Here is a 15500-nt window from a genome sequence, read left to right as displayed (position 1 = left end):
ATTGCGGCCGGCCCGGTGGGGAGCGCTCGATCTTTGGCTGATCAGGCATAGAGGCCTCCCTCATTCTGGGTGCGTCTGGCCGCACGGCGGCGCAGGATTTCGGCGACGGTCATCAAAAGGAAAGAGGCGACCAGAAGCAGCGTGCCCAGCGCCAGCACGCCGGGCAGTTTCGATGCGAAACGCAACTGGCCCCAGATATAGATCGGCAGCGTCGCTTCGGTGCCGGTCAGGAAGAAAGCGATGATGAACTCGTCCAGCGAGATGGTGAAGCAGACCAGCAGGCTGGAGATGATCGCCGGCGCCACCATCGGCAACGTCACCCGCCGGAAGGTGCCGAAGGCGCTTTCACCGAGATCGGCGGATGCTTCCTCGAGACTGCGGTCGAAGCCCTCGAAGCCGGAGGTCAGCACAGTCATCGAATAGGGAATACAGATCAGCACGTGGCCGAGCACGACGGTGAACAGCGACAGGCTGAGGCCCAGTTGCAGCATCACCAGCAGCATGGAGATGGCGACGATCACCTCGGGCAGCACCAGCGGCGCCATGATCAGGCCGTTGATGGTGCGACGGCCGGGGTAGCGGTAGCGAGTGATCGACCGGGCGGCGAGAATGCCGAGCACGGTGGCGAGAACCGAGGCGGAGATGCCGACGATCAGGCTGTTCCAGGCGGCGTCGAGCAAGGCTGGCGTGTTGGGCAGGTCCTCGTACCATTTGAGCGTATAGCCGGTGAGCGGGAATTTCGGCGTCGGGGCGATGTTTATCGAGAAGATCGGCAGGAAGATAACCGGCAGATAGAGGAAGACGACGTAGAGGACCGCATAGGCCGACAGCCAGCCGCCCGGCAGGAAGCGGCGCGTTCTCATCGCGCCAGCCTCTGCAGGGCGCGGATGATCAGCACCGTGGCACCAGCCATCAGGGTGACGACCACCATGGTGGTGACGGAAAGGGCCGCGCCCAGCGGCCAGTTGGCCGCCTTGCCGAACTGCGCCTGGATGGCGTTGGCGATCATGACGCCGTCCTTGCCGCCGACGAGTTTTGGCGTGACATAGTCGCCGACGGTCGGGATCATGATGATCAGCGCCGCCGAGATGACGCCCGGCGCCGACAGCGGCAAGGTCACGCGCAGGAACGAACGCAGGGGACCGTCACCGAGATCGGTGGCCGCTTCGACCAGCGTGCGGTCGACCTTTTCCAGCGAGACGAAGATCGGCAGGATGGCGAAGGCGGCCCAGGCATGAGTGAGCGTGATGATGACGGCGCTCGAATTGTAGAGCAGGGCCGTGGACGGCTCGTCGATGATGCCGAGGCCCATCAGACCGGAATTCAAGACGCCGTTATAACCGAGGATGACCTTCCACGACATGACGCGCAGGAGATAGCTGGTCCAGAACGGGATGGTGATGAGGAACAGCCACAGGCTCTTGTGGCGACCGCCATGGAAGGAGATGAAGTAGGCGATCGGGTAGGCCAGGACGACGGTGAAGAGGCTGACCGTCAGCGAGATGTAAAGCGAGCGCCACAACAGATCGCGGTAGATCGGCTCGGTCAGCGCGACGCGGTAGTTTTCCAGCGTGAAGGTGCGGTCGATGGTCAGGTAGTGCTGCGTCCAGAAGGAGTGGGCGATGACCACCAGGATCGGCAGGACCAGCAGGACGAGCGCGTAAAGAAAGGTCGGGCTGATCAGGGCAAAACCCTGTACGGGTTCGGATTGCAGAAGGGCATTTCGTCTGGCCCGCGTCATGCGTAACGGGGGCGAGCCTTCCGCGGCCACTGTCATCGCCAGACTCCGGGGGGGTAGGGCTGCGGGCGTGATCTCGGTTGCTGGCCTGGATTGTTCCGCCATCGGGTCCCATTGTGTTGACGCCGACTGCTTGTTCCCCTTGCCGGCTTTCTTTCATCATGCATGCATCCGCGGATTGAAATCAAGCGACATTTCTGAGATATTGATTGAACGGACATTCAAAATCAGGTGAAGAAAGCCTTCGTTTCGGGCATTCGACACCGGATTGAACGCTCTGGGAAAATCGACGAGAGATGTGGAGGCGACGATGGCGGCGGTGCGGGATCTGAAGGCGACCGAGATGGCAGCGCCCGGGTGTGACGATGCCGTCGGCCTGGCCAAGCGCCATCTCATTCAGCCCTGGCCCTACGCTGGTTCCGTCGGCGCCGAAGCGCGCGCGCTGATCGGCGAGGGCGATGGCATCTACATCACCGACAGCGCCGGCAAGCGGCTGATCGACGGGCCGGCCGGCATGTGGTGCGTCAATGTCGGCCACCGCCGCGAGGAACTGGCCAGGGTGATGTACGACCAGGCGATGGCGCTGTCCTACAACACGCCCTGGTACACGATGAACGCGCCGTCGGCGGAACTTGCCATGCGCATCGCCGGCCACGCGCCCGGCGATCTCAGCCACGTCTTCTACACCACTGGCGGCTCTTCGGCTGTGGAGACGGCGCTGCGCTTCATGCAGTTCTACAACAATGCGCGCGGCCGGCCGGAAAAGAAGCTGATCCTCAGCCGGGGCGGCGCCTATCATGGCTCGACCTATCTCTCGGCCTCGCTCAACGGCCGCCCGCGCGACCGCGACTGGATGGACGGCGCCGACGAGCTGGTGATCAAGCTGTCCTCGCCCGATCCGTTCCGCCGTCCGCAAGGCATGAGTCTTGCCGCCTTCACGGATTTCCTCGTCGACCAGTTCCGCAACACCGTCGCCCGCGTCGGCGCCGACAAGATCGGCGCTTTTGTCGGCGAGCCGGTGCAGGCCTCCGGCGGTGTCGTGGTGCCGCCCGACGGCTATCTCAAGCGCATCCGCGAGATCTGCCGCGACAATGACATCCTCTATGTCTCCGACGAGGTGGTGACGGGCTTTGGCCGGCTTGGCCATGTCTTCGCCTCGGGTGACGTCTTTGGCATCGATCCCGACATGATCACCTTCGCCAAGGGCGTCACCTCAGGCTATTTCCCGCTCGGCGGCGTCATCATTTCGGAACGGCTTCTGGGGGAACTGCGCCGCTCCAACCATCCCGACGCATTGTTCGGCCATGGGCTGACCTACACCAGCCATCCTGTCGGCTGCGCCGTGGCGCTGAAAAATCTCGATTTGCTGGAAGAAGGCGTGCTGGCGCATACGCGAGACGTCGCGCCTTATTTCCAGGCGCGGCTGAAGACATTGGAGGAATTGCCGCTGGTCGGCGAGGTGCGCGGCATGGGGCTGATGGGCTGCGTCGAATGCGTGGCCGACCGCGAAAGCAAGGACCCGCTGCAGCTCGACAAGGACGTCGGCAAGCGCATCGACGCCCATTGCCACGAGCTCGGCCTGCTGGTGCGGCCGCTGATCAACATGTGCGTGATGTCGCCGCCGCTGGTCATCACCCGCGAGCAGATCGACGACATGGTCGGCATCCTGCGCGAAGGCATTTCGCGGACCATGGATGATCTGCGCAGAGAAGGTGTATGGCGGGGGTGATTAGTATCTCCCCTCTTGAGGGGGAGATGTCGCCAAAGGCGACAGAGGGGGTCGTCTCCCGTAAATCGCCAGCGCTATCTATCGTTCCGAAGTGTTGGCGCTTCACGCGCAGCGACCCTCTCTGGCCGCTTCGCGGCCATCTCCCCCTCAAGGGGGGAGATTGGCGGCTTTACCCCCCTCGACCTCAGCGCATCGTTCAAATTCCACATGTCCTTCTCCTCCGGCGCGGTCTCCAGGCCGAGCACCGGCAGCATCTTGCGCAGATGGTCGTGGTGGGTGCGCACGCCATATTCGAGGTCGGAGAGATAGAATCCGCCGAAGGCTTCGGACAGCATGGATTCGTTCGACCATACCGAAAGCTGCACGTCTTCCGACATGGTGTCGCGGTCGATGCGGAACGAAAGGTAGCGGGCAGCGGCCTGCTCGCGGCTTTCGTCGCGGTAGCGATAGATGGCGCCGCGCAGCAGGGTCTCCCCCGTCGACAGCGGGAACTCCTGATAGAACTGCACCGATTCCGGCATCACCGAGAGGACGGCGTTGGGGAAGATACCGTAATAGACCCAGGCCTTCTTCAAGTGTTCGGGCAGGTGTGTCGGCTCGGGCGCGATCTTGACGTAGTTCCTGACGCTCCAGCGGCGGCCGGCATGCGGGTTGTAGGTGGCGAAGGACCGCGACACGCCATTGATGAAGGGCTCGTCGAAATAGGTCGCGCCATAGAGGTCCTGCAGGGCGGGATGCGCCATGGCGACGTGATAGCCTTCATTGTCGACGTCGCGCACCGACTTCCAGTTGACCGGGGTCTTCTGGGTCCAGATGCCCCGGGACGGCACCATGTCGGCGGCCTTGTAATGCGCGAATTCGGTCTCGATCGGCCTCATAAGCTCGGCGACCGAAGGCTGCGGCCCGCCATTGCGGAAGCGGATGAAGATGAAGCCCATCCAAATTTCCAGATCGAGCTGCATCAGGCCGAACTCGGTCTTGTCGAGATCGGGGAAGGAGCGCGGGCGCGCGGCGCCACGCAGCGTGCCGTCGAGATTGTAGACCCAGCCATGAAATGGGCACACCAGCGCGTTCTTGCAATTGCCCTGACTGTCGGCGACGACGCGGCTGCCGCGGTGACGGCATATATTGTTGAAGCCGCGCACGACGCCGTCCTTGCCGCGTACGATCAAGGCGCGTTCGCCCACCACGTCCATGGTCAGGTAATCGCCGGCATTCGGGATGTCGCTGATGTGTCCGGCGATCTGCCAATGGTTGCGGAAGACATGCTCCTTCTCGAGTTCGAGAAGGGCGTCGGAATGGTAACTCCAGCCCGGCAGGCCCCGCCGGTCCCAATCGCTAGGGATCGCCACGTCACGGAGGTGCGGGGTCATAGAAGTTTCTTCTATTTGTTGAATACTCATTCAATAAAGGCATATTTTGCATTGAAATGCAATGACTTGTGAAGATCGGTATGGTTTTGGTGCGGAATTTTCCTGTTATCCATCGCTGAATCCAGCACCGTCGCCGGCCTGAAAAACCCCGGAGAATCCGGATGTTAGCCTGCGGTTTCAAAGCCGCTTCCTGGTTGCATGGTGCCCGGAATGACTGATTTTGCCCGATTCTGCCCGAAGTCCTGTTTCAAAACCGTTACAAGCCTGACTTTACGTCATCGCTCTGCTGTTACAAGGCGCGATTAGGTTCACTTTATTGGAAAAAGAATATCAACGAAGGGAAATAGGATGCATGCGAAAGTTCAGATCCTCAACGGCGACCGTCGGCTCCAGGCTCCGGAGCGCGCTGACCGCCGCCCGAAATTGGCCCTGCGTCAGCGCGCCAGTGACCACCCGATGGCAATGTTCATGGCGCTGGCTGCTTGCGCCTTCGCCTGCCTGGCGTTCACGCCGGCGGCCGGCCCGGCCTTCGCTTCGCTCAATCCCCCAGCCAACATCGTCGAAGGCGCGCTGACCACCACAAGGACCGCGCGCCTGCCGATGTCGGCGGTCGACTTCGCATGCAAGGGGCAGGCCTGGGGCGCCGAGAGCGTGGATTGTCTGCGCGCCATCGCCGAGCAGTCCGGAACGCACAAGGCCCGCGCGATCCGCATGATCGCCAACGCCGCGCCTCTGACCTACACGCCGAACATCTTCTGATTTCCAGGCTTGATCCCGAAGCCGGCTTCCGGGCCGGGGTCATGCCGCGATCTCCCCGAGCGCTGCTCCAGCGCTCCCCTCGGCTCCCGCCGCACCGTCGGTCGGGAGCCTCTTTTTTAGCCTTTCAATGCCGCCTGCTCGGCGATACTCGAAAGCACGCTTCGCACATCCAGCGTGCTGAATGGCTTTTCCAGGATCTGCGGCCGCTGCTGCGCCGGCAAGGCCTCGATTTCCGCCTTCGCGCCGATCAGGTCGCCGGTGACCAGCACGAAGCGCCGCGCGAGGTCAGGCCGTTCAGCCAGCAATTCTCGGTAAATGGCAATGCCGCTGATGCCAGGCATGCGCAGGTCCGAAAAGACGATGTCCGGCGGCATGTGGCCGCTCAAGGTGGCGGCGCCCGTCTCCCAGACGGGCGCAACCCGCGACTTGATGCCCATCAACTCGAGGATGTCGGACAGCGAGCCGGCGACATCAGGCTCGTCATCGATGATCAGGGCATGACGCAGGCCGCTCGAGCGCGGCTGGGTTTCGCCGGCGGCGGCGAGGCCCGCGGCGATGGCCGGCAACTGGACGACGAAACGCGCGCCTCTGGGCAGCACCTCCTCGAACCAGACATTGCCATTGTGCCGCTCGATGATCGATTTCGAGATCGACAGGCCGATGCCGGTGCCGACGCCGACCGGCTTGGTGGTGAAATAGGATTCGAAGATGCGGTCGCGGATCGCTTCGGGAATGCCGGGTCCGTTATCCTCGACCGAAAAGCCGGGATTGCCCTGATCGCCGCGGAATGTGCGCACCTTGATCAGCCGATCGCCGGCAATGCCGGCCAAAGCGTGCTGGCTGTTGATCAGGAAATTGGCCGCAACCTGCGTCACGTGGTCGGCATCGGCCATGGCCAGCAGCGGACCCGGCGCGAAATCGGTGTCGATGATGATACCGCTGGAGCGGGCGCCATAGGCGGTTACCTCCAGGGCGGCGCGGATCACCTGGTTGAGATCGGTCTCAGCCTGTGCCGCGGGATGGAGGCGGACCATCGACAGGAAGCTCTTGACGATGCGGCCGCAGCGCTCGGCGGCGGCACGCACTTTCTCGGCGCGGATCTTGGTCTGCGGATCGGCCGCGAACTCATGCAGCAGCGTCGACTGGGCGACGACCACGGCCAGCGGATTGTTGAGCTCGTGCGAGACACCCGCCAGCAGCGAGCCCATCGCCGCCATCTTCTCGTTCTGGTGCAGTTTTTCGCGCTGCCGGTTGATCTCTTCCTCGGCGCGCAGCTTGTCGCGCAGGTCGCGGATCGAGCCGAAGATCAGGCGGCGGTCGGCGACCCGCATCTCGGTGGCCGTCAGTTCGATCGGGAACACTTCCCCGGCGGCGTTCTGCGTCACCGTTTCCAGCCGCTGGCCGACCATCGGCGCGCCGCGGCCGGACATGTACTCGGCTCCCGAGGAATAGCCATTGCGGTAGTAGATCGGCACGATGGTATCGAGCAGATCCTTGCCGAGGATGTCGCTGCGCAGGAAGCCGAACATCTTTTCCGCCGCGGGATTGAATTCGATGATCGAGCCGGTCTCGTCGATAACGACGATGGCATCGAGCGAGGCCTGCAGCATCGTGCGGCGAATGACCTCGCTGGCATGGGCATCGGAGGGCGAGCGTTCGATGGCATCGCCAATGGCGAGCGCGATGATATGCAGCGTCGCTTCTTCCTCGTCGGTCCATTCGCGCTCCTCGACGCAATCATTGACCGCCAACGTGCCCCATAGATGGCCGTGCGCGAAGACGGATACCGACAGGAACGACTTGATGCCCTGCTTCTCGAAATCGCCTCTCAGGAAGCCTTCGAGATTGCGCGTATGGCCGGCAAAGATCTTGCCTTGCCGCTCATCCTCGGCCAGCCGCTCCAGCAGCGGATCGGAGTTGACGATCGACTGCATGATGACTGTCGGTGAGGCCAGTTCACCGCCGAAATCGGAGTCGATCCAGTAGGCGGCGACCGACTGGGCGAACCCCTGACCGGGCAGTTCGCGCAAGCGGAACAGAATGCCGCGCTGGCAATCCATGGCGTGGCACAGCGTTGCCAGGATGCCGTCCATCTCGCGTTGCCAGTCGCCGGCCTCGCGCAATCGGCGCACGACACGCACGGCCGCCATCGCCGCGCCCTGCCGGTCTCCCTGTGTACCCGTGCCTGCTGGTTCAGCGGTCATCTTCAGTCGTCATTGCGCTGCCATGTCGAATCCGGTCCGGGCCAGGCGCCGGAAAGGAAGCCTCCTGCGCCGGCGTTCAATTGCCGTCGCGGGCCGGCAACGAGAAGATATAGCCTTCGCCGCGCACCGTGCGCAGGAATTTCGGGTTGGCCGGGTCTGTCTCGATCTTCTTCCTCAGGCGCATGATGCGGATGTCGACGGCGCGCGACGATTCCGGATCCTCGGTGAAGCCGATCGCTTCCGAGATCGCGGCGCGTGTCAGCAGCCGGTTGGCGCGGGTCAGGAAAACCTCCAGGACGTCGAACTCGCTCTTGGCCATGTCGATCACCGCGCCGTTGGCGCCAGTGACCAGCCTGCCGTCGAGATCGGCCTGGAAGGGGCCGAAAGCGACGGAGCGGCGCTCCGTCCTGGCTTTCCTGTCCCCCAGCTCCGTCGGCTGCGGAACACGGCGCAGCACGCTGCGGACCCTGGCCAGCACCTCGCGCAGCTCATATGGCTTGACGATATAGTCGTCGGCGCCGAGTTCCAGCCCGACGATGCGGTCGAGCGCGGTGCCTGCGGCGGTCGCGTAGATGATGCCGATCGGCATTTTCGAGCGCAGCCAGCGGCCGAGCGACAGCCCGTCTTCGCCCGGCATGGCGATGTCGAGGATGGCCAGATGGAACGCCTGCGTTTCGACCAGGCTGCGTGCCGCGGCCGCGGTTTCGGCGGTCGCAACGTCATAGCCGGCGGCGCCAAGATATTCGGCGACCGCGTCCCTCAGGTCAGGCTCGTCCTCGACGATGACAATTCTTGCCCGCACGACGCCTTCGCTCCCACTTTCAGTGGAAAGTAGATTGGGTATAAACATGATGTCCAGCACTCATATCCGGTTGCCAGGGAACGGTTGGAGAACATGGCCGCACGAGCCGTCATCGCGCTTGTTTCCGTCGCCGACGTAGTCGCGACCGAGCTTGCCGACCATCTTGAGCGGCGGGGCCATGATGTGCGTCAGGCGCGGCAGCCCTGGGAGGCGGAATCGCTGCTGGCGGGCAAGGGCATCGATGTCGTCGTCGTCGGTGACAGTCTCAGTCAGGCTGAAGGGCGGGATCTGCTCAGGCGCCATGGCGGTGAGGATGGGCCGGATTTCATCCTGATCTGCCGGCCGGCCGATCTCGTCGACAAGGTACTGGCGCTCGAACTTGGCGCCGCCGACGTTGTCGAAAGCCCGCTCAATGTGAGGGAACTCGCAGCCCGTGTCGGCGGCCTGCTTTCGCGACGCGGCAGGGGCACCCAGGAACTGATCGTGCTGGAGAATGCGACCGTCGATCTGCGATCGGCGATCGTCATGCACCGCTCCGGTGCCGAGGAACAGCTTTCGCCCGGTCAGGTGGCGCTGCTCAGGCTGTTCCTTGCGAGCCCCCGCAAGGTGCTGACGCGTGACGACATCATCGCCGCCGCACCGGCCGAGAATGCCGACGCCTTCGATCGTTCGATTGATTCGCGCATTGTGCGGCTGCGCCGCAAGCTCGACACCGAGACCATCACCACCATACGCGGTGCAGGCTACCGGTTCGATCCGCCACGGCAATTCGCCGACTGACGGTCGGGAACAGAGTCTGTCTTTCTGGCTGAGCATCGGATCTTCCATTTTCGCACCGATGCTCCGAGGTTCAGCGTACCACCAGCAGCGATGGGCCCGATGGCATGTCCTTGCCCGTGGCGAACTCACCTGCGTGGGCACGCTCCTTGAGGAGCACGGTGGCAAGGGCGGCAAAGCCGAGCAGGCCCTGCGCATAAAGCAGTGCGGAAAGCACCGAGGCTGCGAATTTCGTTTTCATCGGACCAATTCCCCAGAAATGGATGTGTCGCGGGTCGCTTCAGGAAACTCCCGAAGTGCCCGCGCCGCCCACGGAGCCCCCCGTCGCGGCGCGGGCCTTCGGTCCTCTCGGCAGCAAGTTGCCGGAGGGGCCGCGCAATGCCAGCAGCCGAGGGCCAACCCGCCAGAGGGCCCAGAGCCGGACGATGCGCGGGCTGGAAACGATCCAGACCGTGGCGGAAAACAGGGCGGCAGGCAGGGTCGAGATCTCGCTCGAGGCCATTGCCGCCAGCCGTGACATGGGGCCGCCGGCAACCGGGCCGGCGCCGCCGACTGTTGCCGACGCGATGCTGATTCCGAGAAGCCAGAACCGCGTGTTCGTTTTCGTTCCCATGGCCATTGCCGTCTGCTTTCGTTGCGTCAACTTTGCTGGCGGCCTGTATCCGTATCATGCCGCCTGAAGCCGCGCTTTGTTGCAGATCGGTTTCGAAATCAGTGAAATTTCTTTCATATAGGGATAACATGCGCTTTCGTTTCGAGATTCAGGCGTATAGGCCGACCGCATATCATCGTGGCAGCCAGGTGATGGGCAGTTGCGAACCCTTGTTAGGAAACATTACCGAAGCATAAGCACGCGCATAACGAAATTAATCCGAAACAATGCGCGACGATAAGCCCTGCATCGAATTGGACCGGCAGAGAGAGAGAGAGAGAGAGAGAGAGAGAGAGAGAGGACGTCATGCACACCACCATTGCCGCCAAATTGATCAATATCACCGCAGCCGTGCTCACGGGCACCGCGCTTCTATTCGGTGCCAACAGTGCTCATGCCGCCAACAGTGCTCATGCCGCCAACAAGATCGTGGCGCGGGTGTCGCTTTCGCAGCAGGTCATGGAGGTCTCGGTCGATGGCCGGCCGACCTTCGCCTGGAAGGTTTCCACTGGCGACAGGGCGCATGTGACGCCGACCGGCTCGTCCAAGCCGACGCGGATGCATGAGATGTGGCATTCGAAGAAGTACGACAACGCACCCATGCCGCACTCAGTTTTCTTCAGCGGCGGCTACGCGGTGCACGCGACCTATGCCGTCAAGCGTCTCGGCCAGCCGGCCTCGCATGGCTGCGTGCGCTTGCATCCCGTTGCCGCCGCCGATTTCTATCAGTTGGTCGAGACCTTCGGGCCGGCCAATACCAGCATAGTCATCGTCAAGTAGCAGGCTGGGAACGGTTGTCGATGCGCCGCCGTGCATCCCGTCCAAGGCTCCCGCCGGAACGCTCTCCAGTGATAATGAGCTCAGCTCGACCCGGCGGTATCGAGCCCAGCCAAAAAAAGGCCGGAAAATCTCCAGCCTCTTTTTTTAGTTGTTTGTTTGCGCAATCCCGATCGGAAAACCGTTACACACTTTTTCCTGGAATTGCTTCAGGTCGGCAATGCCGGCATCAGCTTGGGATCAGGCTTCTCGGCAAGCTGAGGCAGATCCTTGCTGGCGATGAAGGTGTAGAACATGGGCACGACGAAGAGCGTGAACATGGTGCCGACCAGGATGCCGGTGAAAATCACCAGGCCCATCGAGTAGCGGGCCGCGGCACCCGCGCCGCTGGAGACGATCAGCGGCACCACGCCGAGCGCCATCGCCGCCGTCGTCATCAGGATCGGCCGCAGGCGCACCTTGGCCGAGGCGATGATGGCGTCGCGCCGCCGCATGCCATGGATCTCACGCTGCTGGTTGGCGAATTCCACCAGCAGGATGCCGTGCTTGGTGATCAGGCCGATCAGCGTGATCAGACCGACCTGCGTGTAGATGTTGAGCGTGCCGAGGCCCAGATTAAGCGGCACGATCGCACCGAAGATCGACAGCGGTACCGCCATCATGATGATCAGCGGGTCACGGAAGCTTTCGAACTGCGCCGCCAGCACCAGATAGATGACGATCACGGCGGCCGCGAAGGCGATCAGGATCGTGTTGCCCTGCTCCTTCTCCTGCCTGGACTGGCCGGAATAGTCGATGAAGAACGTATCGGGCAGGCTTTCACGGGCGATGTCCTCAAGCACCTTCAGGCCGTCGCCCGTGGTGACGCCGGGCAGCGGAAGCGCGGATATGGTTGACGAGTTCAGCTGGTTGAACTGTTCGATCGCCGCCGGCGCCGCATTGTTCGAAATCTTCACCACCGCCGACAGTGGCACCATCTCGCCGGTGACGCTGCGGACGAAATATTCGCCGAGCTTTTCGGGATTGTCGCGGAATTCCTGCGGCACCTGCGGGATGATGTCGTAGCTGTTGGAGTCGCGGTCGAACTGCGCCACTTCGGCGCCGCCGACCAGCAGCGTCAGCGTTCGGCCGATATCGGCGATCGGCAGATTGAGTGCCGCGGCGCGGTCACGATCGATGGTCACCGTCACCTGCGGCGCGTCATAGGCCATCGAGTTCTGCACGACGATGAAGCGGCCGGAGGCTTGCGCCTTGTTCTTGATTTGCTCGGCCGCCTCGTAGACTTCCGCTGAGCTGCCCGTCGAGCGCACCACCATGGCGATCGGCAAGCCGCCGCCGGAGCCGGGAAGCGTCGGCGGGGCGAAGACGAAGGCCTGGACACCGGCAACCTTGGCGATGCGGGCCGTGATATCGGCCTGCAATTGCTTCGAATTGCGCTTGCGATCCGCCCAGTCCTTGAAGGCGAAGCCGACGAAGGCGCTGTTGGTCGTGCCGCCGAAGGCGACGGCGGAGAACTGCGCCCGCGTTTCGGGAATGTCCTTCACCAGGCCCAGGATCTGGTTGACGTAGGTCTCGGTGTAGTCGGAGGTCGCATACCGCGGTCCCGTTACGAGCGAGAGCAGGAAGCCCTGATCCTCTTCCGGCGCCAGTTCCGTCGAGGTCTTGGTGAACATGAAGCCGGTCACGCCGACGAGCGCCAGCACGATGATCAGCGTCAGCGGGCGATAGTTCAGCGAACCGGTGACCGCACGCTCATAGACATGCTCGACCCGCGAGAAGGTGCCGTCGACGATGCGCTGGAAACGGCCGGCATTGCCGGGCTTCAACAGGCGCGCCGACATCATCGGGGTGATGGTGATGGCGATGACGCCCGACAGCACAACCGACCCGGCCAGCGTCACCGCGAATTCGCGGAACAGCGAGCCGGTCAGGCCGCCGGTAAAGGCCAGCGGTGCGAACACGGCAGCCAGTGTCATGGTCATGGCGACAATGGCGGTGGCGATTTCACGCATACCGTTGAAGGCCGCCTGCATCGGCGACATGTGGTCTTCTTCCATGTGGCGATGGATGTTCTCCACCACCACGATGGCGTCGTCGACGACAAGGCCGATCGCCAGCACCATGGCCAGCAGCGACAGAAGGTTGATCGAATAGCCCACCGCAAACAACAGGAAGCAGACGCCGATCAGCGACAGCGGGATGGTGATGATCGGCATCATCACCGAACGGAACGAGCCGAGGAAGAGCAGGATGACGAGCACGACGATGGCAACGGCCTCGGCGATGGTCTTGAACACCTCGTCGATCGAGGCGCTGATCTGACCGGTGGCGTCGTAGACGATCTCGATCGTCATGCCTTTCGGCAGCGTTTCCTGGATCTGCGGCACGAGCTTGGTGAGCGCGGCCGCCGTGGTCAACGGGTTCGCGGCAGGCGTCGGGAAGATGGCGAGAAAGGTGCCGGGCTTGCCGTTGAAGCTGACCCTAGTGTCGGTGTTTTCGGCGCCGAGTTCGACGCGCGCGACGTCGCGCAGCCGCACCACATTGCCGTCGGTCGAGCGCAGCGGCAATTCGGCGAACGCCTCCGGCGTCTGCAGCGTCGAGCGCACGGTGATCGAGGAGACGACATATTCGTTCTGGGTGTTGCCCGGCGCCGACAGGAAGTTGGAGTTGTTGATCGCCGTCAGAACTTCGGCGGCCGTCACGCCGCGCGCGGCAAGCCTGACCGGATCGATCCAGACGCGCATGGAATATTGCTGGGCGCCGAAAATCTGCACGTCGGCGACGCCTTCGACGGTCGACATGCGGGGCCTGATGACGCGTTCGATATACTCCGTCAGCTGCTCCTTGGTCATGTTCGGATTCTGCATCGAGATGTACATCATCGCGAACTGCTGGCCGGTGCCCTTGACGATGACGGGATCCTTGGATGCATCCGGCAAGGTGCCGCGCACGCCCTGGACCTTCGACAGCACCTCGGTCAAAGCCACATCCGGATTGGAGCCGAGCTTCATCTGCACCGTAACCGTGCTGGAAGACGGACGGCTCGATGAGGTGACGTAGTCGATGTTTTCGGTCGAGGCGACGGCGCGCGCGATCGGAGCCGAGATGAAGCCCTGGATCAGGTCGGCGCTGGCGCCCGGATAAGCGGTCGTGATGGTGATCGCGGTTTCGTCAACCTTCGGATACTGCCGGATCGACAGGTTGAAGATGCCCTGGAAGCCCAGGAGCAGGATCATGCAGGCAAGAACCGTCGAAAGGACGGGCCGGCGAATGAAAAGATCGGAAAAGCTCATTGCTGGCCGGCCTGCTTGTTCGCCGATTTGGTCGGGTCGATCGTGTTGTCGACGTTGACGGACATGCCGTTGAAGAGGCGGTTCTGGCCCGCGGTGACAACCTCGTCGCCGGCCTTCAGCCCTTCGACGATCTCGACCATGCCTTGATTGCGGCGGCCGGGCTTGACGAAGACCTGCGACAGCACCAGCGCGGGCTTGGCCGGGTCCGCGGCCGGCTTTTCGGGCTTCGTGGCGTCGGCCGGCTTGCTTGCATCGGCCGCTGGTTTCATCGCATCCGCCGGCTTGGCATCCGCCGCCTTGCTGTCCACCGGCTTGCTGTCCGCAAGCTTGTCGGTGGCGGCTGCCGCGGGCTTTTCCTCCGGCTTGGCAGGCTGCGTGGGTGCGGCTGCGGCGGGCTTCGCCGGCTGCACCACGAAGATGTAGTCGCCATAGAGGCTGGTGGTCAGTGCCGTCTGCGGCAGCACCAGCACGTTCTGCTCCTCGGGCAGTTCGACACGCACCCGCACGAACTGGCCCGGGGTCAGCTTGCCATCGGGATTGGCGACTTCCGCCCGGATGTTCACCAGCCGGCTGGACGGGTCGATCTTTGGGTCGATGCCGCGAATGGCGCCGGCGAACGGCATGTCTCCGCCGCCGAGGCCCAGCCGAACCGTCTGGCCGATCTTGAGCAGCGGGAGCTGCTGTTCGGGGACAGAGAAATCGACCCGCATAGTATCGAGATCCTGCAGCGTCACCACAGCGGTGCCGGGCGCCAGATACTGGCCGATGTCAATCTTGGGAATACCGGCCGTGCCGGCGAAAGGCGCGGTCAGCTGCTTCTGGTCGAGCACGGCCTGCAATCTGTTGACTTGCGAAGCGGATGCGCTTGCGGCCGCCCGCGCGGCATCCAGCGTCGCGTCGGTGCCGACGCCGCGCCGCTGCAATTCGATGGCGCGCGTGAAGGCAGCCTGGTCGGATACGGCCTGCGCTTTCTGTGCCTCGAGATCGGCGCGCTCGACGGCGTCGTCGAGCTGCAGCAGGACGGCGTTGTCGTCCACCTTCTGGTTGGCGTGGAAGAGGATTTCCTTGACGATGCCCGTGGTCTCGACCGTCAGGTCCACACCGCGCACGGCTCTCACCGTGCCGATCGCCTCGACGCCCGGCGTCCAGCTCGACGGCTTGGCGATGGTCGTCGATACGGTCGCCGCCGGCGGCTTCATCGTGGCGAAATACTGCTTGATGCCGTTGTCGCGCAGGAAGTTGAAGCCGACAATGCCACCGACCACGACCACGAGGACGAGCAGAACCAGGAAGACGATGACGATACGAAGTATGCGCTTGAACAAGAAAGACCCCTCAGTCGTAATCCGGCGCGAAGCACGGACATCGGGACACATATCGACTGCAGGTCCCGATT

The 15500-nt window shown here is 63.2% G+C and carries 13 protein-coding genes; 5 read left to right on the top strand and 8 right to left on the bottom strand.

What is annotated here, in order from left to right; genetic code table 11:
* Nucleotides 1–41 precede the first annotated feature (41 nt).
* Complete coding sequence (locus FJ548_RS17125; RefSeq protein ID WP_140698551.1) at nucleotides 42–863, bottom strand: ABC transporter permease; 822 nt, start codon at nucleotides 861–863, stop codon at nucleotides 42–44.
* A complete protein-coding gene (locus FJ548_RS17120) occupies nucleotides 860–1777 on the bottom strand; it encodes an ABC transporter permease (protein WP_140698553.1) in 918 nt (305 codons plus the stop codon). Before FJ548_RS17120 ends, FJ548_RS17125 begins: the two co-directional genes overlap by 4 nt.
* A 271-nt stretch (nucleotides 1778–2048) precedes the next feature.
* Between FJ548_RS17120 and FJ548_RS17115 the strand changes: the two genes are divergently transcribed.
* The gene (locus FJ548_RS17115) at nucleotides 2049–3467 is read left to right on the top strand and encodes an aminotransferase (protein WP_140778483.1); all 1419 of its coding nucleotides are present in this window, start codon (nucleotides 2049–2051) and stop codon (nucleotides 3465–3467) included.
* Nucleotides 3468–3541: 74 nt separating this feature from the next.
* Here the strand turns inward: FJ548_RS17115 and FJ548_RS17110 are convergent, their stop codons facing one another.
* The gene (locus FJ548_RS17110; protein ID WP_246673503.1) at nucleotides 3542–4840 is read right to left on the bottom strand and encodes an aromatic ring-hydroxylating dioxygenase subunit alpha; all 1299 of its coding nucleotides are present in this window, start codon (nucleotides 4838–4840) and stop codon (nucleotides 3542–3544) included.
* 348 nt (nucleotides 4841–5188) lie between these two features.
* Between FJ548_RS17110 and FJ548_RS17105 the strand changes: the two genes are divergently transcribed.
* A complete protein-coding gene (locus tag FJ548_RS17105) occupies nucleotides 5189–5599 on the top strand; it encodes a hypothetical protein (protein WP_140698558.1) in 411 nt (136 codons plus the stop codon).
* 116 nt (nucleotides 5600–5715) lie between these two features.
* On the opposite strand, the gene FJ548_RS17100 is transcribed toward FJ548_RS17105, so the two are convergent.
* Together FJ548_RS17100 and FJ548_RS17095 are read right to left on the bottom strand one after the other, a co-directional pair.
* Nucleotides 5716–7803, bottom strand: a complete 2088-nt coding sequence (locus FJ548_RS17100; RefSeq protein ID WP_246673505.1) for a sensor histidine kinase — start codon at nucleotides 7801–7803, stop codon at nucleotides 5716–5718.
* Nucleotides 7804–7879: 76 nt separating this feature from the next.
* Entirely contained in the window at nucleotides 7880–8653 is a 774-nt protein-coding gene (locus FJ548_RS17095; RefSeq protein ID WP_181165562.1) for a response regulator transcription factor, read from the bottom strand.
* Between the two features lie 45 nt (nucleotides 8654–8698).
* Between FJ548_RS17095 and FJ548_RS17090 the strand changes: the two genes are divergently transcribed.
* The gene (locus FJ548_RS17090; protein ID WP_140608797.1) at nucleotides 8699–9385 is read left to right on the top strand and encodes a response regulator transcription factor; all 687 of its coding nucleotides are present in this window, start codon (nucleotides 8699–8701) and stop codon (nucleotides 9383–9385) included.
* 70 nt (nucleotides 9386–9455) lie between these two features.
* Here the strand turns inward: FJ548_RS17090 and FJ548_RS17085 are convergent, their stop codons facing one another.
* Complete coding sequence (locus FJ548_RS17085) at nucleotides 9456–9623, bottom strand: hypothetical protein (protein ID WP_140698561.1); 168 nt, start codon at nucleotides 9621–9623, stop codon at nucleotides 9456–9458.
* A 184-nt stretch (nucleotides 9624–9807) separates the two neighbouring features.
* On the opposite strand from FJ548_RS17085, the gene FJ548_RS29865 reads away from it, so the two are divergent.
* Both FJ548_RS29865 and FJ548_RS17075 read left to right on the top strand, forming a co-directional pair.
* On the top strand, nucleotides 9808–10062 hold the full coding sequence (locus FJ548_RS29865) for a hypothetical protein (RefSeq protein ID WP_181168820.1): 255 nt from the start codon (nucleotides 9808–9810) through the stop codon (nucleotides 10060–10062).
* Nucleotides 10063–10340: 278 nt separating this feature from the next.
* Complete coding sequence (locus tag FJ548_RS17075) at nucleotides 10341–10814, top strand: L,D-transpeptidase (protein ID WP_140700045.1); 474 nt, start codon at nucleotides 10341–10343, stop codon at nucleotides 10812–10814.
* 206 nt (nucleotides 10815–11020) lie between these two features.
* Here FJ548_RS17075 and FJ548_RS17070 read toward each other — a convergent pair whose 3' ends face one another.
* Nucleotides 11021–14104: an efflux RND transporter permease subunit gene (locus FJ548_RS17070; protein WP_140700042.1), complete on the bottom strand. Its 3084-nt coding sequence runs from the start codon at nucleotides 14102–14104 to the stop codon at nucleotides 11021–11023.
* Complete coding sequence (locus FJ548_RS17065; RefSeq protein ID WP_140778482.1) at nucleotides 14101–15429, bottom strand: efflux RND transporter periplasmic adaptor subunit; 1329 nt, start codon at nucleotides 15427–15429, stop codon at nucleotides 14101–14103. The genes FJ548_RS17070 and FJ548_RS17065 overlap by 4 nt, the downstream gene beginning before the upstream one ends.
* Nucleotides 15430–15500 lie beyond the last annotated feature (71 nt).

Origin of the sequence: Mesorhizobium sp. B2-4-17, from assembly GCF_006441275.1 — a bacterium.
In the GTDB taxonomy this organism is placed as follows: domain Bacteria; phylum Pseudomonadota; class Alphaproteobacteria; order Rhizobiales; family Rhizobiaceae; genus Mesorhizobium.
Note: the sequence above shows the minus strand (reverse complement) of the source record. Positions and strands in the feature narration are given on the sequence as shown.